Below are 23,860 nucleotides of genomic sequence, written 5' to 3'. Positions count from 1 at the left end.
ATGCAGTTCAATCGGAAAGCTTTCGGAAGACAGCGTGCACGATAGACAGCCGGAGCAACAGGAACGCCTCGACATGAGCCTCGAAGCTGAAAAATTGTTCCGGGGGCATCGAGCCGCACTGATAAGCTATTCTGCGCGGATACTTGGATCGAGGGATGCCGCAGAAGATGTGGTTCAGGAAGCCTATCTGCGCTTCGCGCCCGAGGTCTCTGCAGGTGAAACGGCGCGTCAGGGATTGACCTATCTCTACCGGATCGTTCGTAATCTTTCCCTCGACATTGTCAAACGCCGCAAGATCGAACAGCGTGCACAATCGCAAGATCCACCATTCTGGATCGTTCCGCGTCCATCCGAAACGCCGGAGCAGACGACGATGTTCTGTGATGAAGTGCGCATTGCCCAGGACGTGCTCGCCTCCCTCCCCGAAGACATCCAGATTGCCGTCGAAATGCACCGTCATGGCGGACAGACTTTGGAAGTGGTCGCCCAGCATCTCGGTGTGTCTGTTGCCACGGCACACCGGCACGTCAAAACAGCGATGGTAAAAATTGCGATCGCGCTCGATAGAAAAAATGCCTGAACTGCCCATTCTCAACGAAAAATATCCCCGCGCTAATCGTTTCTACTGTCAGCAGGAAAATTCGGTTAAAACCTCTCGACATTCGAAGCAGGTATGATGTGACGCGGGAAGAGCAGACAAGTGAAGAGCGGCTGGAAGAGGCGATGGATTGGTTCCTACGCCTCAACGAACCTGCACGCACCGCTGATGACGAAAAAGCTTTCGTCCTCTGGCTGAACGGCTCTGCCGAGAACCGGCAGGCCTGGGCAAAGGCCAACAGGACCTGGGAGGTTATGGGTGCCACGGCACCGTCCCACCCATCGCTCATGCAGAACGCGCCTCCCTTTGAGCGCCGCCGCTCGCCCGACACCGGACGTGTGCGCAAAACAGCGCGCGCACGAAACATTTCAATCGCAGTCGCAGCGCTCGCCGCCTGTCTTGTTGCGGTGGTGACGACACCCGAGATCCTGACACGAAGCAATGCCGATTACACGACGGCGACGGCAGAGGTCCGAAAGATCACGCTCGAAGACGGATCGACGGTCGAGCTTTCGGCTGCGAGTGCTCTGGCTGTGGATTTTTCGTCAGGAAGACGTCAGGTCAGGCTTCTTTCAGGACAGGCCTTTTTCGATGTTCGTCCCGATGCCAGTCGCCCTTTCACAGTCAAGACCGACGAACTTGATGTAACGGTTGTTGGCACAGCGTTCGACGTCAACATCACGTCTGAAACTGAGACGGTGCAGCTCGCGCACGGAGCGGTCAATCTGTCCGACGCCAAGGGCACGGAGACACTCAGGATGACGGCCGGCGACACCGTATCGCTTGATCGCTCAAGCGGACGCCTCAAGCGTGCGACTGTTGACGTGGATGCCATAGCGTCCTGGCGCGACCGCAAGCTCTTTGTGCAGGACGTTCCGATATCTGCCGTGATTGCCGAGTTACAGAGATACCACCAGTCCTGGATCCAGCTCGCGAGCCTTGAGCTTGGTGATCGACGCGTGACCGGCCTCTACGACCTGTCAGACCCTGATCGGGCCCTTGAAGCGCTCGTCAGCCCCTTTGGCGGCAAAGTGCACCGCATTTCGCCTTATCTGCGCGTCCTTGCACTTTTCTAGGCCGCTTGCGTTCCAACGCATTTTCAAAAAATTTTTCACATTGCGCTGAAAAATGCTCCGACCCTGATCGTCTTTACCCCTGAACACAGGCAAGCGGCCTATCGATAAAAGACGAATTGGAGTTGGAGCGTCATGACGCTTCTGGTGAATGGGAAACGGCAGAAAGGCCCGGCTTGCGCACAGGCATACGCGCTTCGGCTGCTGGCATCGGTGGCGATCGCAACTCTCCCGTTTTTCACCCCGACGTCCACTGTGGCACAGACCACGCAGCACCGCTTCAACATTGCTGCCCAACCGCTCGCATCCGCTCTGAATGCTTTTGGACGGCAATCCGGCCTTCAGGTCACGCTGGCTGCTACCACCTCGCAAGGTGTCACATCACGTTCCGTTTCCGGTTTGATGTCGCCGCAGGACGCCTTGGGTCAATTGCTCGAAGGCACGGGGATTTCCTACAGCATATCCAACGGCACCGCGATCATTGGCATAAAGAGCGGTCTTAATGAGACAGGCGACGAAGGTCATGTTCTGGCGCCGATCGTCGTTCAATCTCAGAATATTGGACAGGGTGATGTCGCTGAAACCGTGATTGGTCCGGATCAACTGGAGCAACTCAATCCGATCAGCATTGCCGACGTATTTCGGCAGCAGGCCGGCGTACAGGTGGGAAGCTCACTGCCGATGTCGCAGAAGGTCTATGTCAACGGCATCGAGGAAACCAATCTGGCAATCAGCATCGACGGTGCCCGCCAGAACAACAAGGTCTTCCACCACAACGCAACCACTCTCATCGACCCTTCGATCCTGAGCGCAATTGACGTGGATTCCGGTATCGCGCCTGCAGATGCGGGACCCGGTGCACTTGCCGGATCGATCCGTTACGAGACCAAGAAAGTGTCTGATCTTCTCGAGGACGGCAGGAGTTTTGGTGGTCTTGTAACATCTACTTACGACTTCAACAGCCGAACGACGATCTCCGGGATCTCCGGCTACGGCCGGAAGGACAGGCTGGATTTCCTCGGCTACGTCACTCTGGGCAGAGGCAACGAGTTCGATGACGGCAACGGACAACGGGTCGAGGGTACAAAGACCAATCTCTTGAGCGGTCTTGGCAAGATCGGTTACGAGTTCGAAAGCGGCGATAGGATTGAACTCAGTCATGATCGCATCATCGATGATGCACCGCGCCCATACCGGGCCAATTCCGGTTTTGTTGCAACTCCGCGCCCTTGGGAGCCACGCCTGCGCGACTACCGGCTCGACCGGCAAAATACGGTCCTGACCTATACCGACGAGACGCCGGAGGAATGGTGGGACCCGAAGCTGCTGCTGGCTTATGGCGCGACCGACGTGACCATCCCGATCTATGGTGCACCGGGCCGGCTTTATGACGACACTGGCAAGACCTCGAGCCTCAACGGCAAGTTCGAAAACAGGTTTTCATTCGATTTCGGCAATGTCGTTTCCGGCATCGATTTTTACAGCGACAAGGCAGAACTCGACGACCCCTATGAGGCTGGCGCGGAAAAGGCCTTTAACACAGGGATCTACACCCAGGCTCGCCTTGAGCCATTCGACAGCACAAGACTGTCCGTCGGAGGTCGGGTTGACCGCCAGCGTTTCACCGGTGTCGATGGCCGCAGTTTCAACACCACGGGCTTCAGCGGGAATGTCTCAGGCGAATATGATCTCACCGATATCATCACCGCCAAAGCGGGTTTTTCCCGCATTTCGGCGGGCGTGCCACTGACGGAAAACTTTATCATCAATCCAAAATGGGATTACGGCAGAGATGGGCCAAGGCCAGTTACATCCAGAAACTATATGATTGGCCTGACGGCCGAGGTTGACGGGTTTATCGCTGAGGCCAGCCTGTTTGGAACGGATATCTCCAATGCCCGCGTACCTCTCTACAGCCTAGCCGCAGGCGGGGCGCTGCGGCAGCGCGACCTTCGCTCCCGGGGCTTCGAGATCGGTCTCGGCTACGAGACGGCGAGTGGTTATGTGAAGGCAAAATACGTCCATATCGACGTGGATGTGGATGGACGCCCTGCAAGCTCTGACAGTGGCAACTACCTTGCGAGCCCAGTCGGCGACATCGTCACGATCACAGCAGCACGCACCCTTGACGAGCTGAACCTGACGATCGGCGGGGATATAGAAATCGCCCCCGAATACGATCACGTAGTCGAGAATGCAGCAGGGGTCCGTACGCCCTACGCAGCCTATACGGTCGTCAATGCTTTCGCCGAGTGGAAGCCGGAAAAGCTAAACAACATCACGTTACGGGCCGAGGTCAGAAACCTCTTCAATGAGACCTACGCACAACGCGCAACCTACGGCCAGGAATTCGGCAATGTCACGCCACTTCTGGAAGCTGGACGCTCCTTCCTGATCGCGGCCAGGGCAACGTTTTAAACGGGAACGGGGGAATCATGAAGGAAGCACTGGCAATTGTTAAGACGGAGCATGCGGGCAAGTACCTGACGCAGCTTTGCAAGCATTTTGCTCACAAGGTCGACGTCTCTGTTGATGGCAATCACGGCGAATGCCGCTTCATCTGCGGGACCGCCATCCTGGACGCCGACGACCGCGAACTGCGGATCAGCGTCATGTCGCCTGACGAGGCGCAACTGCGCGAAACGAAGTCGGTGGTCGAACGACATCTTATCCAGTTCGCGTTTCGAGAAGCCATCGATGCCTTGCGATGGCAATCGCTGACAGAGGCATCCGCTCAATCCTGAAACTCAACACGATCCATTCCATCTAACAGGGGGTTAATACCAAATATGCTGAGGGGCAATTTCAACAAGGGCTTGCGTAGACGCAGCCTGGCCATTCTGTCGGGCGTATCAATGCTGACAATGTCGTCGGTTCTCGCGCATGGCCAGGAAACAGGCAGCACCGCACGAGCGGCTAACGGTTCCGATACCAGGCTTGAAACCATCGTTGTTACCGGTACATCCGAGGGCCGTCCGCCAGCGACTGGCACGATCGGCCAGCCCGCTGAGCCTTATGCCGGAAACCAGGTTGCTAAAGGTGCACGCCTTGGCGCACTGGGCAATCGATCCATCATGAAAACACCCTTCAGCGTCACCGCCTACACGGCGAGGCTGATCCGCGATCAGCAGGCGAAAACGGTTGCCGATCTGACACTCAACGATCCGTCCGTGCGCCAGGATGCGCCTGTTTACAGTGAACGCGATTCCTTCTTCATTCGCGGCTTCTCGGTGGTCAATCTCGACGTCCTCTATGATGGCCTGCCCTATATCGCCAATCCGCGTCGTAGCTTCCTTGAAGGGATCGAGCGGGTCGAGATTCTCAAAGGACCGACAGCGTTCGTGAACGGCGGCATGGGCCGCGTCGGCGGTACGATCAACCTCATTCCAAAGCGCGCAGCCGACGAACCGCTGACACGACTGACCACCAGCTACATCAGCGATAGTCAACTCTGGAACCACGCCGATATCGGTCGCCGTTTCGGCCCGGCTGGCGAGTGGGGCATCCGCGCCAATGGTTCCTACCGGTTCGGCGACACCGGGATGGATCACAATGAGATCAAGGTGGGTGTCGCATCGCTCGGGATCGATTATCGCGGAGAAGACGTGCGAGCATCGCTCGACCTCAACCATTCGACGCAGAATATCGATGCACCAACATCACTCTTTAACGCTGCGGCTGCCGGTATTGCAATCCCGAGTGCCCCGGACGGCAAGATCAATGCCGCCAGCCCGTTCGAATATCATGACAGCACCCACAATATGGCGGCTGCCCGCATCGAATATGATATCCTCGACAATACGACGATCTATGCCGCCGCTGGCGCCAGCCGCTACCGCGAGGACTTTCTTACCTCGTCCTACACCATTCTGAACTCCAACGGCGATGCGACATCGACACTCGCAATTCAACCACAACAGATCCAGGGCTTCTCGGGTGAAATCGGTTTCCGGTCGGAATTTGATACAGGCCCGGTTGGCCACCAGCTCAATGTATCGCTGCAGAAGAGCCTGAATGAAAACTATAGAGGCGGCTTCCTTCCCGGCGCACTCGGTCTTCCGGGCTCTTATGCAACCAATATCTACAATCCGGTTTTCCTGCCCGATGGCTCGGTCAACACCGGCGCTTTGCCGCGCTCCAACAACCTGCCGCTATTTGCCGATCTTCTTTCTACCAGCGTGGCGATCTCCGATACACTTTCCTTCTTCGACGATCGCCTCGACCTGACGGTCGGTGGCCGCTATCAGGAAGTGCGCTCACGCGGCTTCAACACACGCCCCGGTGCTACGCCGATCGGTCAGCAGAACTACTTCTACGAAGAGTCACGGTTCAGCCCTGCTGTCGCCGCCAACTTCAGCGTCACGGATAATTTCTCGGTCTACGCCAACTATGTCGAAGCGCTGTCCGAGGGAGCCATCGCACCGGCAACTGTGGCAAATGCCAACGAAATTTTCCCTCCTTTCGTCCACGATCAGAAGGAGATAGGCGCAAAATACGATCTTGGCTCATTTGCCGTCAGTGCGGCACTTTTCGAGATCAGGCAGGAAAGCGCCTACACCAATCCGGCTACGAATACCTATTCGGTTGACGGTCGCCAGATCAACCGTGGTCTTGAACTCTCGATATTCGGCGAGCCAGTCGATGGTCTCCGATTGCTGGGCGGTGTAACCTTCATGGATGCAGAGCTTGCACGGACGAGAGCCGGGACATTTGATGGCAACCGCGTGCCGGGTGTTCCGAAGACGACGATCAGCCTCTACGGCGAATATGACCTGCCCTGGGTCGAGGGTCTCACGATGACGGGTCGGGTTCTCTATAGCGGAAGCACACTCTACGATCAGGCCAACACGCAAAAGATCGATGACTGGACGCGTGTCGACCTTGGCGGTCGCTACAAGTTCACCCGTGAAAACGGCAAGGCCGTTGAAATCCGGGCAAACATCGAGAATGTTTTCAACGAGAACTATTGGGCCTCGTCAGCACGCGGTTTCCTTGCTGCGGGAGCTCCTCGAACCTTCATGCTCTCGGCATCGTTCGATTTTTGACGAGAACGTCCCCACCGGCAATCGTGACATCATGGCCGCACCGATCAGGTGCGGCCATTTTTTGATGAGAGACGAACAGATCAGTGCGTTTTATAGTTTGCTTGTGGCTACCCCTGCACGGCGAAATTCACGGCTCCGCAACACGTCCTATGGATCGGGCATGAAAGGACATTTACTTGAAGACACGCTCTCCCCTGATCGTCACGGCACGAATTGCGGAAAGCGACCTCGAACCCTTTGATCTCCTGCGAAAACGACATTTCCCGCCAAACAGGAACTTCCTGAGTGCACACCTGACGATGTTTTATCGTCTGCCCGGAGAGCATCACGACATCATTCTTGCTGCCCTCGAAACCATCACCGCAGTACACCACACGATTACCGCCGACATAACCGGTGTTCGACATCTCGGTGCCGGTGTCGCATTCTCGTTGGAGAGCGCACCGCTTGCGGTAGCCCGAAACGAGCTCAAATCCCTCTTCATCCAGTGGCTCGGTTCGCAGGACATGCAGCCCTGGCGCCCCCACATCACCATCCAGAACCGTGCACCAAAGGCTTCCGCAGACGCACTGTACAAGGAATTGCGCGCCGGCTTTTGCCCGCGCAGCATCGAGATCACCGGTATTGATCTCTGGAAATACCTCGATGGCCCATGGGAGAAGGACGCGACATTTCCATTTTCCGAGACTGTCGCCGCCAGAATTTGAACACGCGTCATAGGCCAAACTCCGCTCTGTGCGCGTCGCAAATGCCATAGAATTATGGATGTTGCGTTCTAATTATTAGAGCGCGTAAAATTCAGGCGCCACGTCTCCCAAAAACTTCAGTCTTTTATTATTATAAATCATGGCACTAAGACCTTTAGCCTCAGAAACCTCAGTGCGCCACCATTACAAATGCCTGTTTTTCCATCACGCTCATTTTCGAACTAAAAAACTTGCAAGAAAGCAATTTCTCGTGCGACAAAAAAGCACCGAGTAGAAGCGGTCTGAACCCTGAGTTCTGGACATTGCTCGACGGATAATTCTGTCGGGGAGGCGTCTAAGTGCAGGGAAATAATCACAATAATTCGCCAGCATCCATTCAAGTTGATCATGAGCTCGAGCAGCTTCGCGACCATCCATGCTTTGCGTGCCTGATCGGGAAAAGTGTCTCAAAGCGCGCCTGTGCTCTTGCCAGGCTCGCTGAAGGCGGACTGGCACCTGGCCCGATTGACTTCCTCCATCCGTCCTTAAAATCCGAACACCTGTTGTGAAAGGCAGTCCCATGTCCCGCACCAAGCTTGCTATCTATGCGCTTTCCGCAGCCCTTGCCGCCGGCACCGCAACGGCCGCTGACAAGGTTGTCTTTCAGCTCGACTGGCTTCCAGGCGGAGACAAGGCGCCGATTTACGTATGCGTCCAGGACGGCTTCTGTTCTGAGGCTGGCATCGAGGTCGAGATCGCCTCGGGCCGCGGTTCTACAGACGCCATCTCCCGCCTTGCAGCCGCATCGTCAGACATCGGGATCTCCGATATCGGCGCACTGATGGCCGCCCGTGCCAACGAAGGCGTCAAGGTGACCGCTGTCATGTCCCTTTTCAACAAGGGCCCACATGCATTTTATGTTGCCAAGGGCGGATCGATCGCAAGCGTCGCTGACGTCAAGGGAAAAACGATCGCAACTTCGCCATTCACATCATCCAACGTCTATCTCCCGCTCGTCCTCAAGGACGCCGGCATCGACATGGCTGATATCAAACTTGTCAAAGCTGATCCCGGTGCGCTCGGTCCGATGCTGATGACGGGCAACGCCGACGGGATCATCGCCTGGATGACCGACCTGACGCGCTACAGCAACCAGGGCAAGGAAGCAGGCAAGGACATCATTGCATTGCCCTGGTCATCGGCCGGTCTAGAGCTCTACTCCGCGTCGCTGATAGCAAGCGATGATTTCCTTGCCAAACGTCCCCAGGTCGCCGCACGCTTTGTCGCCGCCTACAGAAAGTCAATAGAGTTCTCCAGGCTGAACCCGCAGAAGGCCGCAGCAGCCGTAACGGCCATGGTGGCCGAACTCGGTGCCGAGGATGTCGAGGGATCACTGAAAGACGCACTGCCACTGATCTTCAACGAGGTGACGGAGAAGGATGGTCTCGGCGTTTTTGAAAAGGCTCGTCTGGCGGAAACCTGGCGCCGTGTCTCACAAGCGCAGGCAATTGATCCGGCGAAACTCGATCCGGAAACCATCGTCAACCGTACCTTCGCCGTGACGGAGTAATTTCATGACGACGCCAGCAATCTGTTTCAGGAGATTGGGCCAGGTGTTTGAAACTGCTTCCGGACGGACCGAAGCCCTCCGCGATGTCAGTTTCGAGGTCGGGCGGCACGAATTCGTCTCCATTCTTGGCCCGTCAGGATGCGGAAAGTCGACCCTTCTCAGGATGATTGCAGGTCTGCTCAAACCGACATCCGGCTCAGTCGACGTCTTCGGTCTGCCTGTCGAGGGACCTCGTGATGACATCGGCATCGTGTTTCAAAAACCGACTCTGCTTCCGTGGGCGACCGTTTTAGACAACGTGCTTTTTCCCGCACGCCATAAGAGCGGCCGCATAACCGCTCAAGAGCGAGAACGCGCAGGCGAGCTTCTGGCCATGGTCGGACTTTCAGGCTTTGAACAACGGCTGCCGGACGAACTGTCCGGCGGTATGCAGCAGCGCGTCGGAATTGCTCGTGCACTGCTGATGGACCCGGACATCCTGCTGATGGACGAACCTTTCTCAGCCCTCGATGCCCTGACACGCGAGGTGATGGGTTTTGATCTGCTCCGCATTTTTGCCGAGCGGCCCAAGACCGTCGTGTTCATCACCCACTCGGTGAGCGAGGCGGCAATCCTGTCCGACCGCGTCCTGGTGATGACCGGAAGGCCGGGCTCCATCTTGACCGAAGTTGACGTTCCCGTCGGGCGCCCGCGCAACCCCGAAACTGTAAAGGACAAGGCGATCCATGAGCTCTCCGACTACCTCCGCGATCTCCTCCTCAAACGCCACGCGGCATAAGACCATGGCCTCCTCCACCGGTGTCTCTCGTATCAAGGCGGCTCTTGGCAGACCGGGCGTCACCACGGCCGCGGCCTTGATTGGAGCAATGCTGGTCTGGGAAGCGTTCGCCCGGGTTTTGTCGATCCCGGCCTATCTTCTTCCGCCGCCCAGCGCGATCCTAGGATCGTTTTCCTCTATCGGTTTCGAGCGCTGGACAGGGCACATCGTTGCGACACTGCGGGTGGCATTGAGCGGTTACGCCCTGTCGATCGTCATTGCCATTCCGCTCGCCGTTGTCATGATGCGCTCGCCGTTCCTCTCCAAAACACTCTATCCCTTGCTGATCGTCGTGCAGTCAACGCCGGTCGTGGCGATCGCACCGATCATCATCGTTGTACTGGGTGCAGGCGATGCGCCACGTATCGTCATCACCTGTCTCATCACGTTCTTTCCCCTCGTGGTATCAACCGCCACCGGGCTTGCGGCAGCGCCGCCGGAACTGATCGAGCTGTCACGCAGCTTACGCGCCTCCGGCTTTCGGGAAATCACCCAGATCCGTCTGCCATTTGCCGTCCCGTACATCTTCTCGGCATTGAAAATCTCGATCACGCTGGCCGTTATCGGGGCCGTGGTGGCGGAATTTTGCGCCTCTGAAGCGGGCGTTGGCTTTTTCATTCAGTTATCGACCTCGCTCTTCAAGCTTCCGCAGGCCTGGGCCGGGCTTTTTGTCCTCGCAGCCATGTCCCTCCTGCTCTTCCAGATCGTGGTCTGGACCCAGAGGTTCCTGTTTCCCTGGAGCCTGCCGAAAAACCACTAAAATCCTTCCGGAGTAGAAGCAGTCGGGCCAAGCCCGGACATTGCTCCTCAACCGCCGGTGAGCCGGCCTTCATCAAGGAGAATGCCAATGAATATGAAAGCAGATAACCTTGCCGAACTCGCCAAGGAAGCGACGATCGGTGGTATGGGAACAACCATCGACAGGGAAATCCCCGTGATCGATCTGTCCGACTTCGAAAATCGCAAGCATGAGATTGCAGACGCGCTGTGGCAGGCCTCTGTCGATATCGGCTTTTTCCAGGTCTACAATCACGGTATCGCCCAGGACGATATCGACGCGGCTTTCGACACGACCTGGACGTTCTTCGAACTTCCGGCCGAGGTTAAAGCAAAAACTCCGATGCCGAAGGGCACCAATGCCGGTTGGGAATTCAAGGCGCAGGTAAGGCCCTCGACCGGTACACCGGATAACAAGGAAAGTTTCCAGATCACCCGTCCGGACATGATCCGCCTTGATCTTTGGCCGAGCGAAGAAGACCTCCCAGGTTTTCGCGAGAAGATGTTGCGGTTCGAGCGGCAGAACTGGGAACTCGGCATGCGTATTCTCTCGTGCTTCGCTTTGAAGATGGGGTTTGCTGAAGACTTCTTCACAACAGCCCATGACCCATCGTCAGATCAGTATCAGTCGACACTTCGACTGATCCACTACATGTCGATGGAGGATGCCAAACCGGAAGACTTCCAGTCCTGGCGCGCCGGAGCCCATTCGGATTTTGATTGCCTGACGATCCTCCACCAGAAAGAAGGAGAAGGCGGACTCCAGGTCTGCCCGGGCAAGGATGCGGCCCTGAAGGAGTGGACCGATGTTCCTCCGCGCAACGGTTACATTACCTGCAACATTGGCGACATGCTGATGCGCTGGTCGGACGACCAGTTGCAATCGACGCTGCACCGCGTGCGTATGCCGAACGCGGGCGAATATATGGGACGCAGGCTTTCGCTGCCGTTCTTCTGCCAGGCAAACCGCGACGCGGTCATGCAAGGCCCGCTTGGAAAATATGAAGCGATCACCGCCGGCGAGTATCTCACACGCCGCATCAACGCCAACTTCGCCAAAAAGTGACGTTGAAGATGGTCCGTTGGGGTGACAATTTGGAACAGACAACCCGAATCCCGTCAGGCAACGGACCCATCATGCTTCATGGCCGCGCATTGCGCTACATCGACGAAGTGGCCCGGCAGGGCTCCATCCGCAAGGCGGCAAAGACACTGCATGTCGCCGCCTCCGCGGTAAACCGCTACATACTTGAGCTGGAAGAGGAATTGCAGGCGCCGATATTCGAGCGCCTGCCCCGTGGTCTGAAACTGACGAGCTCGGGCGAAATCCTGATCCAGCACATTCGCGAAACCTTGCAGGCACACCAGCGAATGCGTGCACAGATCCAGTCCCTGAAGGGTTTGCATCGAGGTGAGGTGGTGCTTGCAACCATGGCAACTCTTGCCGCCGGCTGCATTGCCGATATCGTTTCCGCCTATCGTGAAAAACACCCACAGGTGCGACTGCGGATCATGGTTGGCGACAGGGCGGGCGTGACCGAAATGGTCGCCCTCGGGCAGGCAGATATGGCTATCGCCTACAATCTGCCTGATGATTCCCGCCTTCAGCGTGCAGCCGAATTCCGCCATGTGTTTGGAGCCGTTGTCGCGCTCGATCATCCGCTTTCTGTTCGAAAGAGCGTACGAATGTCGGAATGCCTGCTTTATCCTCTGGTGCTGGCAGACCGGTCGCTTTCACTTCGAGAGGTGGTCGAAGCAACGGTCCCGGCCCGCGCCACACTCTCCCCTGTCGTCGAAACCAACTCGATGGAACTGATGAAGCGGCTTGCTCGAACGGCGCCGCATATCACTTTCCTCAACCGATTGGACATCGATCGCGAAATGGCAACCGGTGATCTTGTCTTCATCCCGTTGACCGGCACCGGTTCGCTTCAGAAACTCAACATACTCCACCGCGCACGCGGCTCACTTTCTCCTGCAGGAAGCCATTTCATGCAATTCGCACAGGAGCGTCTGGCCACCTCACTTGGTGAGCAGTGACTTCATCCCGACCATTCGTCAGAGACCATCATCCATGAACGATTTCCCCCTGTTAAACGGCCTTGCCGCCCGTCTGGCGAGACCGGGTCGATTTACGCTAGCCGAGGCCCGCGTACCGCAATCACTCCTGGGAGGCTCGACGCCTGCTTTCGCCGAAATTGACCGGGACGGTTCGGTCCTTGTCGATATCATGATCGAGGGCAGCAGGATCGCCGCTGTCACACCTTCCTCGTCAGGCAGGAACGACGATGCGATTTCACTGGATGGGCGCCATGTGTGGCCGCTGCTGGTCGACGTGCATGCTCACCTCGACAAGGGGCATACGATGGGACGCGCGCCGGAGTCGGGGGGTACACATCCGGGCGCCCGGGCGGCAACAACTGCCGATCGCCTTGCCCACTGGAATAAGCACGACCTTTTGCGGCGTATGGAGTTCGCGCTTTCGACGGCGGATGCCCATGGTGTTGCAGCTATCCGCACCCACCTCGACAGTCACGACGGACAGGCGGAAATCACCTGGAACGCGTTTGCACAAATGAAGGAACGCTGGAAAGATCGCATCACGCTGCAGGCCGCCGGCCTTGTTCCGCTTGACGCCTACCGCGAAGAGTACGGGACACGCCTCGCGGACATTATTGCCGGCCACGGTGGCCTTCTCGGAGGCGTCACCCGTGCCTCTGGCGGCACCCATGGTTCCGGTCTTGATGATATCGATGCACTGCTTGACCGGATGTTCGTTCTCGCCGGCGAACGGGGGCTCGATATCGATCTTCATGTCGATGAAGCGGCGCAAGCAGACGCCTTGCCGCATGTGGCACGTGCCACGATCCGCCATGGATACGAAGGGCGCGTTACCTGCGGCCATTGCTGCTCGCTCGCACTTTTGAGCGACGACGTCCTGCGCGACCGGATCGCGTTGATCGCCGATGCAGGTATTTCGATCATCACATTGCCGACGGTCAATATGTATCTTCAGGACCGCGAACCGGGACGGACACCTCGCTGGCGCGGCGTCACACCGGTCAAGGAGTTGCGGGCGGCAGGGATCACCGTTGCAACGGCGGGAGACAACTGTCGCGACCCGTTTTTTGCATACGGTGATCACGACATGCTGGACACATGGCGTCAATCTGTCCGCATCCTGCATCTCGATCACCCTTACGGTGACGCTGCAGCTCTTGCCGCGCCGGGACCTGCAAGAATCATGGGTATCGAGGCCGGTATCATCGGCGTCGGACGACCGGCAGATCTGATGATCCTGGAGGCCTGGAGCATCGACCAGGTCATCGCCCGCCCCCACGCTGACAGGCTGATCCTGCGCCGTGGCGTGTTTGCAAATCGCACCCTTCCCTCCTACAGCCTGCTAGGAGGCCAGATAACGCAATGAAGCGCCCGAGCCGTTGACGGTCATACACCGTACGCACTTGCGCGATTTCAGCTTTAGGTTACGGTTGGCCGAGGGATTTCAACGGAGGGACGGCAGGCATGTGCAATCACTGCGTGATGGAAGGCGTCAAGCGCAATATGCTGTCACGGCGTCTGCTGTTCAAAGGCGCTGCTGCGGCAGGCGTCGCGTTGGCAGCCGTGGGGTTGATAACACCCGTTCTCGCCCAGACGGCAAAACAGGTCGTTGATCTTACCCATGCTTACGATTCCACCTTTCCAACCTTTGATGGCAAGCCAGGGATCGAATTCGAGTGGGCGGCAGAAATCGCCAAGGATGGCTATCAGCTTCACAAGCTGACCATCTTTGAACATACGGGAACCCATATCGACGCGCCGCTCCACTTCAGCGCCGACGGGGCAAGTGTCGACGAACTCGAGCCGCAAAAGCTTGTGGCACCGCTTGTTATCATCGACATCACTGACCGCGCCAAGGAGGAAGCAAACGCAACGATCGAAGCGGCCGACATCGAAGGCTGGATCAGTGCGAATGGCGATATTCCGGCAGGCGCGGTGGTCGCTCTGCGATCCGGTTGGGCGACGAAGGTCAAAGAACCGGCTTTCAGGAATGACGCCGCCGGAAAATTTGCGTTTCCCGGTTTCGGGAAGTCGGCGACCGATTTGCTGCTCAAGCTTGATACCGTTGCGATCGGTGTCGATACTCTGTCGCTCGATCCGGGCAACTCTGCCGATTTTGCAGTCCATAATTCCTGGCTGCCCGCAGGCCGCTACGGGATCGAAGGTTTGAATAATCTTGAAGCCCTGCCAGTCAAGGGGGCAACGATTATCGTCGGCGCTCCGAAACACCGTGGCGGAACAGGTGGGCCTGCACGCGTTCTGGCGCTGGTCTGATCGCAACTATCCCAAGCTATTTGTGGGGCCAGATCGAGGCTCTCACACCGACAAAACAGCGACAATCTATTGCGCCTGTCCTCATGCGCGACGCTGGCGACACTCGCCAGCGCACCGGTTTCGCACGTTTCTGGCGGATAAACAGATTGCGATTGAACGTCATCAAGCTCGCACACATCCGCCTTGGAAACTTCCCGCCAGACTAGCCGTTCTTGCGGCTCCATTGCGTTGCCAAAACGGCAATTGATAAAGCGAAAATCGGTACTTTATTCGAACAACAGCCGTAGACATTATGGTCCCGTCAACAAGCACGGGAAACCGCCGATGGCCTATATCATTACCGATCCCTGCATCGACGTTAAGGATGGCGCCTGCACTGTCGCCTGCCCGGTTGACTGTATCTACGAGGGTGGCCGGATGTTTTACATTCATCCTGACGAGTGCATCAACTGCGGGCTTTGCCTGTCGATCTGTCCCGTCGATGCAATCATGTGGGACCAGGAAGTGCCCGATGAAAAGTCTTCGTATCTCGCTGTCAACCGCGACTTTTTTGGCGTTGCGGTAACCGGGCTCGGTTCGCCGGGTGGATGGGATAAGTCGCAGAGCCTGGCGAACGACCACCCCTATGTGGCTGCCTATCAGAAGATGCCGTCCTGAATGCCGATCAACAACGGGAGGAACCCAATGAAAAGCACAGATATCTATGGCGTCATAGCCGCCGTTCCGACACCCTTGGATTTTAAAGGCGCAATCGATCTCGAGGCCTTCGTCGAGCATTGCACGTTCTGTCTGTCGAACGGCTGTGATTTCCTCAATGTCCTGGGGACGACAGGGGAAGCGAACGGGTTCTCAGCCGATGATCGCGTCACCTTAATGCAGCAGGCGGCAAGCCGCCTTGATCCACACAAGCTGATGGTGGGAACGGGTACGCCGGATATCGAGACAACCGTCAGACTGACGACACTCGCTCATACTCTCGGTTATGCTGCAGCTCTTATCCTTCCGCCGTTTTATTACAAGCCGGTCGAGGAGGACGGGTTGTTTGCCTATTTTGAGCAGGTTGTCACGCGGACCGCTGCGAGCCCGATTGCGATTTACCTTTACAACTTCCCCCAACTCACCGGCATCGAATTCTCGCCGGCGCTGGCCAAACGGCTGATTGAAGCTTTCCCAGACCGCATCAAGGGGGCCAAGGACAGCAGCGGCAACCTCGCCTATGCTCGCCAACTGGCGCAGATTGATAATTTCGCCGTATTTCCGAGCAGCGAGGCCTCTCTTGCCGACGCTGCACGCGACAATTTCGCCGGGTGTATCTCCGCGACCGTCAACATCGATCCAGCCGCCTCCCAATACCTTTGGAACCATCAGAAGGATGCGGCTGCTCTTGCGCATGTCACTCGCCTGAGGAGCGCCATAACCGCCCATCCATTGATCTCGGCTGTAAAATATCTCGTTGGCCTGCGATCTGGAAATGAGCGCTGGAACCGGGTTTTGGCACCAAATCTGGCAATTACCGATAAACACCGCCAGACACAGTTAAAGGACATTGCGCCCGTCTCGGTCGCTGCGGCCTGATACATCACCGCTTCTCGCAGCCTGCGAAAGCGGGCCGCGACCAGATTAGAGCCTTCCGTACGTTGGGAGGCTTGATATCTTCTGTCACCTATCCAGGATAGAGCGGATTTTTTGCTCGAAGCGCTGCAAGTCCGATACCAGTGCCTCAACGACCACTTCGGTGGCACGCGTCAATTTGCGATATCGCGGCACCACGATGCCGACCTGAAGGTTCTGGAGCTGCGAGCCGGCCAGAGGGATTGCAGCGATTTCACCCGATTCCAGTTCGCGGACCAGTCCCAGCGGCGTGAAGAAGGCCACGCCTTCGCCTGCCATAATCAGCGGCTTCAGCATCATCTGGTTGTTCGTGGCGACCATGGTTCGGGCAAATTTGTTCAGAGCGGCGAGCTCGACGGCAATCATCGAGCTGATCACTTCATTGTCCAGTTGCAGCAACAGGTTGAACTGGGCGCATTCCTGAAGCGTGACCGATTTCTGGCGTGCCAGTGGATGGCTGCCAGCGACGATCGCCATCAGCGGCATGTGAATGCCGGAGACCAGCCTGATGTCATGCGGTCGCGACAGATCGAAGGTGATACCGACATCGACGTCGCCATCGTTGAGAAGCCGGAAAATATTGGTGTAGCTGTCGTTGCGGATGCGGAAATCGACGCCGGGATGCTTCCTGTGAAAGCCCATCACGAAATCCGGCATGAACTGGATCGACAGGCTGTCAAGCATCGCTATGTGGACACGGCCAATGCTCTTGCCTTTCAGATCCCCGATATCCGATCGCATGATCTCGAACTGTTGCAGCGTGCCCACGGCATGTCGCAGCACGATCTCACCGGACGGAGTGAGCCGCAATCCATTCGAAAACCTCTCGAAAAGCGGCGTCCCGAGTTCATCTTCGAGCTTCTTGATCTGACGGCTGACAGCAGAGGTCGCGACATGTAGCTCTTCCGAGGCACGACGGATAGAGCCATAACGCGCGACTTCTGTGAAATACCTCAGAATATTTGCATGCACGCCGCACCTCCAGCCATTGATCCGGTCAATGCTGATGGCATAGCACGGTCAACGGCCCTGCCAAACAGGAGCACGCTTTTCTCGGAAAGCGACGACACCTTCTTGCGCATCCTCGCTCTGCAATGCCCGTATAAGCGCCGGGGTGCGGAGTGCCTGCGCTTCCGCTACATTGAGATGCCCAGTCCGGTTGACCGTCTGCTTGATCGCCTTGAGAGACAGCGGGGCGCAGGCAACGATTTCCGCCACCCAGCGATCGACGGCAGCATCGAGCTCCTCGACCGGAACAATCTCGTTGACGATACCAAAATCCAGCATCTCGGCAGCACTGAACCGGCGTCCCGTCAGCATGACGCCCATGGCCTGATTGAAAGGGATCTTGCGCTGTAACAGCACCATACCCCCGTCAAGAGGCATGCGTCCGACCCGCGCTTCAGGCAGACCGAAACTGGCCGTCTCAGCTGCGATGACGATATCGCAGCCAAGCACCATTTCGAAACCACCCCCCAGTGCATAACCGTTCACCCTTGCGATAACAGGGACATCAAGTGTCTTTCGAAACGCCAGGCCACCGAACCCGTTTGTTCGGGTTTGGGCCCAATATTCCAGTCCGGAGGCCCCACTTCCGCCTTTGAGATCGGCGCCGGCACAAAATGCCTTTTCACCTGCCCCCGTGACGACAACACAACTGATGTCGTCCCTCCGCTCAATGTCCGACCAAATGGCATCGAGGGTACTTTCTGTCTCGGCATCGACCGCGTTCAGCCGGTCGGGCCTGTTGAGGGTGATCCGCGCGACGCGGTTTTCGACAGAAAATAGAACGGTCACGCCGCATCTCCCTGCAACTCGTCAATTGACCGCAATATCTCTTCGTTGTGCTGACCAAGCGTCGGAGGCTTCAGACGAACCGAAACAGGAGCCTTCGACATCTCGATCGGCGATCCGATGACACGGACCGGGCCAGCAGGCGTTTCACCTGCATCAAGTATGAGATTGTTGATGATCGTCTGCTCATCTTCCAGCGCTTCGGGCAACGAGCGGACAGGTGCGCACAGGATGTCCACCCCCTCCAGACGTCCCAACCAGTATGCCGTGGTATTGGTGAGGTAACGCGATCGGAAGACCTCGTGGAGCTGTGGCCGGGTGGCAGCCTGCGCGTCAAAGTCAGCGTGTTCCGCCTTTGCTGAAAGGTCTTCAATCTCGAGGGCGGTGCAGATGTCGCGCAGCGGGTTGGCCTTGAAGGCCCCGACCATGACCAGCGCGCCATCAGAGGTGTCAAACACCCCGCTCAGCGGGAAGGACGACCAGTTCAGCTCCTTGCCACGCATCATATGCATGGTGCCTTCCTGCATCTGGGCGGCGATCAGGGAACTGTACAGACTGACAGCAACTTCCTGTCCTTCCCCCGTCTTCTGGCGATGCAGCAGTGCCAGAAGGATACCCTGGACCAGATGCATGCCGGCGGAGTAGTCGGCTATCGTTGTGGAATAGATTGCCGTTGGATGCGTGTAGTCGGATTTTCTTTGCATCACGCCGGTCATCGCCTGCGCGAGTGTATCCTGCCCGCCCTTGTGGCGATAAGGACCCTCAACACCGAACCCCGTTCCGACAGCATAGATGATGCGCGGGTTGATTTTTTTGAGGTCCTCATAACCGAAGCCCATGCGCTCCATCACGCCGGGGCGGAAATTGTTGACGACGACATCGGCATTGCGCAGAAGTTCCCGCACCGCGCTGCACGCATCCTTGTCCTTCAGATCAAGAGCCAGGCTACGCTTATTGCGATTGAGTGAGGTAAATACCGGATTATTGAGGCCGTCGGGGTCAGAACCGACGGACCAGCGCGAAAGATCGCCAATCCTGGTTTTTTCGATCTTGATAACATCAGCACCGTAATCAGCCAGCATCTGCGTGCAGCAGGGTCCGAGCATCACCTGAGTAAAGTCGATGACGCGTACGCCATCCAGTGGAAGACTTGTCATTCTGCGGCCTCCAGATAGGTTGCATTGGCGGAGGGGATGTCACCTGGATCAGCGCCCTGCGAACGTAGTGTTTTTTGAATGGTGGCGATATCCGCCTTTCGCGCAACGACACCGGCGTTAAGGGCGACGGTTGCCGCGACACCTGCGGCCTCCCCCATTGCCATGCAAGGCGGGATTTCCCGGCTCGATTTCTGAGCCTGTGGAGTGGCTGAGTAATGGCGCCCGGCGACGATAAGATTGTCCACTTCCCTTGGAAGCATCGCCCGATAGGGTGTGTAATAGTCGCGACCGCGGCAAACCGTATCGAAGAAGTGGCGGCGATCCATGACGTCGTCCTTTGTCACGACATAGGAGCCTTCCAGGAGACGGGTCTGCCGCACGCCGGTCTGCGGTGCGAAATCCACTACATAGGCATTTTCGAAGCCAGGCATTTTCTCGCGCGCAAAATCGAGGAGCCTTGCGATACGGCTGCGGCCTTCTATTTCTGCCTTGGTCAGGTCTTCGACTTTAAGGCCGCTGAGTGTGGGCATATGCGGGCAATTGAGCCAAATCACACCGGGTAGCGGCGTTTTCAGCCACCAGAAGGACCAGCATCCTCCAATCAGGCGCTTGGCCTCGTGGTCGAGACGCTTGAAGGTCTCCGGGTCTTCCTGCTCGAAACGCTCGGCAGCATCTGTGTCAACGCCACCCCAGCGAGACACCGTCGTGAGGATGAAGTCAGACTTGACGTGTGAGGCCCCGGCACTTGCTGCCACGTCGAGATCACCCGTCGTATCGATGATGACGTCGCCCATGATGGCCTGCATGCCATCTTTGGTCTGGCAAACGACCCCGGTGATCTTGCCGTCCTCGACGATCGCCGAAGAAAACCAGCTATGCAGGCGAAGCTTCACTTTGGCCTCAGCCATCATGTCATAGGCAGCACGTTTAAACCCATCAGGATCGAAGGCTGCTGAATAGCAGATGGGATGCGGCATCGACTGGGTATGAAAATCAAAGAGACCCCAGCGCGCCCAGCGTTGCCATGCCTCCGGTGTATCGCGAAATTCAATCAAGCGGTCCCGGTCCGTGGGCGTAACGCAGAGGTCCCAACGTTTCATCCGCTCGATCATTTCGAAGCAGATGCCTTTGACGGTAATCTCAAGCTCGTTGACCATGTCGTCCAGCACCAGCACCATGCCGCCAGATGCCAGCCCACCAAGATAGGGATAACGTTCAATGAGCGTGACTGTGGCGCCATTGCGTGCAGCCGAGACGGCTGCGGAAATGCCGGCAGGCCCGCCACCAACCACGACAACGTCCGAACGATCGACAACGGCTATCGTGCGCGCAGGCACGTTAATGACCTGGTTCATAATCATTTTCCTTTTTTGAAAAGCCTAGTGCTGTCCGGCCGGTTTCCAACGGATGACTTTCGCCTCAATCACCGAGACGATGGAAAACAGGACAACTGCGAGCAAGGCAGCAATCACGACCGTGGCGTAGAGCAACGGCGAGCGGAAATTATAGGTCGCCTCGATGATCAGCGCGCCGAGGCCGAATGTTGAGCCGATCCACTCTGCAACGATCGCTCCCATCACGCTGCTTGTCGCGGCAATCTTGAGGGCAGCAAACAGAAACGGCAGCGAACTTGGAATACGAACCTTCCAGAGAATTTCCGTATTGCTCGCAGACAGAACCCGCATCAGATCCAGCATAGCAGGACTTGCGGACCTCAAACCCTGCACCATGTTGACCAGTGTCGGAAAGAAGCAGATCAAACCTGCAATGATGATCTTGGGCGCAATGCCGTTTCCGAAGATCAGAACGAGGATCGGTGCAAGCGCGATGATCGGAATAGCCTTGATGAAGACCGCGATCGGGTAGAACGCCTTTTCGGCCATCGAGCTGTGCACGAACCAAATGGCAAGCAGAACCGCGACCAGGTTGCCGAAGATGAAGCCCAGCAAGGCTTCCATCAGTGTCGGCAACAGATTTTTCATAAGGATCGGTGCGTTTTCACCGAAAGCGTGAAACACGTCGACCGGGCTTGGAGCCATGAACGTCGGTACTTCGAAAAACCAGACGACAAGTTGCCAGACCGCGATGCAGGCCGCGCCCGCAAGAATGGCCGGCAAACGGGAAGAAATTCCGTCAGCCACTCCATCTAGAACGGCCAGACGCCGCTGGGAGGCAGATGCGCGGTCTTGTCTTTGAGACTGGGCTACGTCGCTCATAGGCACTCCTCCAGCATTGCACGCAAATGCGCTGTGACCTTGATGAACTCCACTGTGTCGCGCATCGCCAGCGAACGAGGATATGGAATGTCGATGTTGATGAATTCCTTGACGCGGCCCGGATGCGCCTGAAGCATCAGGACTTTCTGGCCCAGGAAAGCGGCTTCCGGAATGGAGTGTGTTACGAACAGGACCGTCGTGCCGGTTTCCTGCCAGACCCGCAAAAGCTCTTCGTTGAGCTTGTCGCGCGTGATTTCATCAAGCGCACCAAACGGCTCGTCCATCAACAGGATGCGTGGTCGAGTGACAAGTGCTCGGGCAATTGCGACGCGCTGACGCATTCCGCCGGAGAGCTCATGCGGCATGGCATTTTCACGCCCTTTCAAACCCACCAGTGCCAACAGCTCGGCCGGGTCGGCATAGGACGATTTGTCGTGCTTGCCGACCTCGATCGGCAGCCTGACATTGTCGATTGCATTGCGCCAGGGAAGGAGCGTTGCGTCCTGAAACACGAAGGCGAAATCGCGGTTTTCACGCGCCTCTTTCGGAGTCCGGCCAAGAACCGATATCGACCCGGAACTGATGTGCACAAGGTCCGCGATGCAGCGCAGAAGAGTGGATTTTCCACACCCTGAAGGACCGAGCATCGTTACGAATGCCCCTTCAGGAATGTCGAGTGTAACATTCGAAAGGGCTGTAAATTCGTTGTTCCTGTCTCCAAATCGGATATCGAGGTTCTTGATGGAAACCGCAGCCTCGGCCCCGCTTTCAAGCGGGTCCGGCGGCAAAATTTTTGCTGCGTTGATCATGACCGTCATCCAACCTGTTTGCGAGCAGCAGCGCTGGCCTCAAGAATGTCGAAGGAAACGACTTCGTCAACGGTCGGAACCTTGTCTTTGAATTGTCCGAGATCGGCATAGGCCTTGATCTGGGCTTCCCAGTTCTCACGGGTCATCCCGCCCCAGCCGTTTTGCCTGGTCGCATCTCCGAACGAGAATTCGATCGCTGGCTTGACCGCCTCAAGTTCGCTCGCCTTGTCGAAATTGGGGTATTCCTCGACAAGGATATCGACGGCTTCCTGCGGATTATCCTTCACACAACCCCAGCCTTTTGCAGCTGCATTGGTGAAACGCGTGAGCACATCCGCCTGTTCGCCCAGCGCCTTGTCGGTGGCGTAATAGACGTTTGCGTAAAGCTGCAAACCTGCGTCCCAGAGCATCAGATCAACACGGTCGGCACCCAGAACCTTCAGGGCGTTCACATTTGTGGACCAGCCCGTTACGGCATCCGCCTGCCCGGTCAGAAGCTGGTTCATGTCCGACCCCATGTTGACCATTTTTACCTGGTCTTCCGGAATGCCATTCTTGGCAAGAAGCGCGCGCAGGAGAATGAACGCTGTCGGCTGGGTAGCAATCGTCTTGCCGATCATATCCTTCGGCTCTCGGATCGGAGACTTGTTGAGTGAATAGTAGGTGAAGGGGTGTTTGTGATAACCGGCCAGGAATGCCTTAATTGGCGCACCGGCCCCTCGCGCCAGCATGACCGATGGGCTTGAGGACGTCTGTCCGATGAGGGATTGGCCTGCGGCAACCCCGGTCACGCCGTCAACACTCGGGCCACCTGGAACAACGGTCAGTTCGATACCCTGCTCCTGAAAGAAACCCTTCTTCCTGGCGACAATCTCTCCGAGAAGTCCGTTGGAGGCGAGCCAACCCAATTGCATGCGGACCTCGGCAATATCCGAAGCTTTCCCGGCTCTGATGTCAATAAAGCTCGATGTTGAAGCAAGGCCGCCGACGATGGCGGTATTCTTCATGAATGAGCGACGGCTCATCGTAAAATCCGGCATGGTAGTTCCCCTTATTGAATGACGATCGTCATTTCTATTTTGATTAAGGGGATGTTGACCGAAACATGCGTTCTAATAAAGAACAATAATTCGTGATTTGAATTGCCAAAACGGCAACACCGAGACCCGTCAGGCCGCAGAACCGAGGCTGTATCGGGCGCTCGCCATCGTCATATCTGAGGATGTGAGCACTCCGGCGCCTTGGACTTGACGTTGCCGCCCTCTGCCGTTCGGCCAAAAACCTATATTTCGATATTAATCACCAACCGAGCCCGTATTATTCGAGGCCGCTTGCGGTTGATTTGGTGTTTTGTTTACGTCTTTTGACTTGG

22 protein-coding genes are annotated in these 23,860 nt (G+C 57.0%); 15 read left to right on the top strand and 7 right to left on the bottom strand.

What is annotated here, in order from left to right:
- The first annotated feature begins 34 nt into the window (after positions 1-34).
- The 15 genes from ACIQT8_RS24260 to ACIQT8_RS24190 all read left to right on the top strand — a co-directional run bounded on the left by ACIQT8_RS24260 (position 35) and on the right by ACIQT8_RS24190 (position 16,476).
- Complete coding sequence (locus tag ACIQT8_RS24260) at positions 35-580, top strand: RNA polymerase sigma factor (RefSeq protein ID WP_262527177.1); 546 nt, start codon at positions 35-37, stop codon at positions 578-580.
- 98 nt (positions 581-678) lie between these two features.
- Positions 679-1,674: a FecR family protein gene (locus ACIQT8_RS24255; protein WP_400970822.1), complete on the top strand. Its 996-nt coding sequence runs from the start codon at positions 679-681 to the stop codon at positions 1,672-1,674.
- 132 nt (positions 1,675-1,806) lie between these two features.
- Positions 1,807-4,089, top strand: a complete 2,283-nt coding sequence (locus ACIQT8_RS24250) for a TonB-dependent receptor domain-containing protein (RefSeq protein ID WP_400970819.1) — start codon at positions 1,807-1,809, stop codon at positions 4,087-4,089.
- A gap of 17 nt (positions 4,090-4,106) precedes the next feature.
- Complete coding sequence (locus ACIQT8_RS24245; RefSeq protein ID WP_400970816.1) at positions 4,107-4,415, top strand: DUF2218 domain-containing protein; 309 nt, start codon at positions 4,107-4,109, stop codon at positions 4,413-4,415.
- A gap of 120 nt (positions 4,416-4,535) precedes the next feature.
- Positions 4,536-6,716, top strand: a complete 2,181-nt coding sequence (locus tag ACIQT8_RS24240) for a TonB-dependent receptor (RefSeq protein WP_400971049.1) — start codon at positions 4,536-4,538, stop codon at positions 6,714-6,716.
- 176 nt (positions 6,717-6,892) lie between these two features.
- A complete protein-coding gene (locus tag ACIQT8_RS24235; protein WP_400970813.1) occupies positions 6,893-7,423 on the top strand; it encodes a 2'-5' RNA ligase family protein in 531 nt (176 codons plus the stop codon).
- Positions 7,424-7,982: 559 nt separating this feature from the next.
- A complete protein-coding gene (locus ACIQT8_RS24230) occupies positions 7,983-8,972 on the top strand; it encodes an ABC transporter substrate-binding protein (RefSeq protein ID WP_400970810.1) in 990 nt (329 codons plus the stop codon).
- 4 nt (positions 8,973-8,976) lie between these two features.
- Positions 8,977-9,750 (top strand): ABC transporter ATP-binding protein, encoded by a 774-nt coding sequence (locus tag ACIQT8_RS24225; protein ID WP_138791588.1) that lies wholly within the window; start codon positions 8,977-8,979, stop codon positions 9,748-9,750.
- Positions 9,751-9,754: 4 nt separating this feature from the next.
- Positions 9,755-10,549: an ABC transporter permease gene (locus tag ACIQT8_RS24220; protein ID WP_400971046.1), complete on the top strand. Its 795-nt coding sequence runs from the start codon at positions 9,755-9,757 to the stop codon at positions 10,547-10,549.
- An 87-nt stretch (positions 10,550-10,636) separates the two neighbouring features.
- Positions 10,637-11,632 carry an isopenicillin N synthase family dioxygenase gene (locus tag ACIQT8_RS24215; RefSeq protein ID WP_400970807.1) on the top strand — a complete coding sequence of 332 codons (996 nt, stop codon included), beginning with the start codon at positions 10,637-10,639 and terminating at the stop codon, positions 11,630-11,632.
- A 2-nt stretch (positions 11,633-11,634) separates the two neighbouring features.
- Positions 11,635-12,606, top strand: coding sequence for a LysR family transcriptional regulator (locus ACIQT8_RS24210; protein ID WP_400971043.1), 972 nt, complete (start codon positions 11,635-11,637; stop codon positions 12,604-12,606).
- A gap of 34 nt (positions 12,607-12,640) precedes the next feature.
- Positions 12,641-13,993 (top strand): cytosine deaminase, encoded by a 1,353-nt coding sequence (locus ACIQT8_RS24205; protein WP_400970804.1) that lies wholly within the window; start codon positions 12,641-12,643, stop codon positions 13,991-13,993.
- A 98-nt stretch (positions 13,994-14,091) separates the two neighbouring features.
- Positions 14,092-14,901 carry a cyclase family protein gene (locus ACIQT8_RS24200; RefSeq protein WP_400970801.1) on the top strand — a complete coding sequence of 270 codons (810 nt, stop codon included), beginning with the start codon at positions 14,092-14,094 and terminating at the stop codon, positions 14,899-14,901.
- Between the two features lie 324 nt (positions 14,902-15,225).
- Positions 15,226-15,558, top strand: coding sequence for a ferredoxin (fdxA, locus tag ACIQT8_RS24195; RefSeq protein WP_138791582.1), 333 nt, complete (start codon positions 15,226-15,228; stop codon positions 15,556-15,558).
- A gap of 27 nt (positions 15,559-15,585) precedes the next feature.
- Positions 15,586-16,476 (top strand): dihydrodipicolinate synthase family protein, encoded by an 891-nt coding sequence (locus ACIQT8_RS24190; RefSeq protein ID WP_400970798.1) that lies wholly within the window; start codon positions 15,586-15,588, stop codon positions 16,474-16,476.
- An 84-nt stretch (positions 16,477-16,560) separates the two neighbouring features.
- Here ACIQT8_RS24190 and ACIQT8_RS24185 read toward each other — a convergent pair whose 3' ends face one another.
- From ACIQT8_RS24185 to ACIQT8_RS24155, 7 genes are read right to left on the bottom strand one after another with little or no spacing between them, the layout of a single operon-like run.
- Positions 16,561-17,484: a LysR family transcriptional regulator gene (locus ACIQT8_RS24185; RefSeq protein WP_400970795.1), complete on the bottom strand. Its 924-nt coding sequence runs from the start codon at positions 17,482-17,484 to the stop codon at positions 16,561-16,563.
- 48 nt (positions 17,485-17,532) lie between these two features.
- Entirely contained in the window at positions 17,533-18,309 is a 777-nt protein-coding gene (locus ACIQT8_RS24180; RefSeq protein WP_400970793.1) for an enoyl-CoA hydratase-related protein, read from the bottom strand.
- On the bottom strand, positions 18,306-19,463 hold the full coding sequence (locus tag ACIQT8_RS24175) for a CaiB/BaiF CoA transferase family protein (protein ID WP_400970790.1): 1,158 nt from the start codon (positions 19,461-19,463) through the stop codon (positions 18,306-18,308). The genes ACIQT8_RS24180 and ACIQT8_RS24175 overlap by 4 nt, the downstream gene beginning before the upstream one ends.
- Entirely contained in the window at positions 19,460-20,818 is a 1,359-nt protein-coding gene (locus ACIQT8_RS24170; RefSeq protein ID WP_400970787.1) for an FAD-dependent oxidoreductase, read from the bottom strand. Before ACIQT8_RS24170 ends, ACIQT8_RS24175 begins: the two co-directional genes overlap by 4 nt.
- Positions 20,819-20,842: 24 nt before the next feature.
- A complete protein-coding gene (locus ACIQT8_RS24165; RefSeq protein ID WP_138791576.1) occupies positions 20,843-21,679 on the bottom strand; it encodes an ABC transporter permease in 837 nt (278 codons plus the stop codon).
- Complete coding sequence (locus ACIQT8_RS24160) at positions 21,676-22,488, bottom strand: ABC transporter ATP-binding protein (protein ID WP_400970783.1); 813 nt, start codon at positions 22,486-22,488, stop codon at positions 21,676-21,678. The genes ACIQT8_RS24165 and ACIQT8_RS24160 overlap by 4 nt, the downstream gene beginning before the upstream one ends.
- A gap of 5 nt (positions 22,489-22,493) precedes the next feature.
- A complete protein-coding gene (locus ACIQT8_RS24155; protein WP_400970781.1) occupies positions 22,494-23,528 on the bottom strand; it encodes an ABC transporter substrate-binding protein in 1,035 nt (344 codons plus the stop codon).
- Between the last annotated feature and the right edge of the window lie 332 nt (positions 23,529-23,860).

Source organism: Agrobacterium sp. NPDC090273, assembly GCF_044772305.1.
In the GTDB taxonomy this organism is placed as follows: Bacteria; Pseudomonadota; Alphaproteobacteria; order Rhizobiales; family Rhizobiaceae; genus Agrobacterium.
The sequence above is the reverse complement of the archived record's forward strand: the minus strand, read 5'-3'. Positions and strand labels throughout refer to the sequence as shown.

Bases quoted from the DNA above. Each gene is read 5' to 3' on its own strand.
- ACIQT8_RS24205 (WP_400970804.1), top strand. From the start codon at position 12,641: ATGAACGATTTCCCCCTGTTAAACGGCCTTGCCGCCCGTCTGGCGAGA.
- ACIQT8_RS24175 (WP_400970790.1), bottom strand. From the start codon at position 19,463: ATGACAAGTCTTCCACTGGATGGCGTACGCGTCATCGACTTTACTCAG.
- ACIQT8_RS24165 (WP_138791576.1), bottom strand. From the start codon at position 21,679: ATGAGCGACGTAGCCCAGTCTCAAAGACAAGACCGCGCATCTGCCTCC.
- ACIQT8_RS24155 (WP_400970781.1), bottom strand. From the start codon at position 23,528: ATGCCGGATTTTACGATGAGCCGTCGCTCATTCATGAAGAATACCGCC.
- ACIQT8_RS24250 (WP_400970819.1), top strand. From the start codon at position 1,807: ATGACGCTTCTGGTGAATGGGAAACGGCAGAAAGGCCCGGCTTGCGCA.
- ACIQT8_RS24220 (WP_400971046.1), top strand. From the start codon at position 9,755: ATGGCCTCCTCCACCGGTGTCTCTCGTATCAAGGCGGCTCTTGGCAGA.
- ACIQT8_RS24200 (WP_400970801.1), top strand. From the start codon at position 14,092: ATGTGCAATCACTGCGTGATGGAAGGCGTCAAGCGCAATATGCTGTCA.
- ACIQT8_RS24160 (WP_400970783.1), bottom strand. From the start codon at position 22,488: ATGATCAACGCAGCAAAAATTTTGCCGCCGGACCCGCTTGAAAGCGGG.
- ACIQT8_RS24230 (WP_400970810.1), top strand. From the start codon at position 7,983: ATGTCCCGCACCAAGCTTGCTATCTATGCGCTTTCCGCAGCCCTTGCC.
- ACIQT8_RS24190 (WP_400970798.1), top strand. From the start codon at position 15,586: ATGAAAAGCACAGATATCTATGGCGTCATAGCCGCCGTTCCGACACCC.
- ACIQT8_RS24225 (WP_138791588.1), top strand. From the start codon at position 8,977: ATGACGACGCCAGCAATCTGTTTCAGGAGATTGGGCCAGGTGTTTGAA.
- ACIQT8_RS24240 (WP_400971049.1), top strand. From the start codon at position 4,536: ATGTCGTCGGTTCTCGCGCATGGCCAGGAAACAGGCAGCACCGCACGA.
- ACIQT8_RS24245 (WP_400970816.1), top strand. From the start codon at position 4,107: ATGAAGGAAGCACTGGCAATTGTTAAGACGGAGCATGCGGGCAAGTAC.
- fdxA (WP_138791582.1), top strand. From the start codon at position 15,226: ATGGCCTATATCATTACCGATCCCTGCATCGACGTTAAGGATGGCGCC.
- ACIQT8_RS24170 (WP_400970787.1), bottom strand. From the start codon at position 20,818: ATGAACCAGGTCATTAACGTGCCTGCGCGCACGATAGCCGTTGTCGAT.
- ACIQT8_RS24215 (WP_400970807.1), top strand. From the start codon at position 10,637: ATGAATATGAAAGCAGATAACCTTGCCGAACTCGCCAAGGAAGCGACG.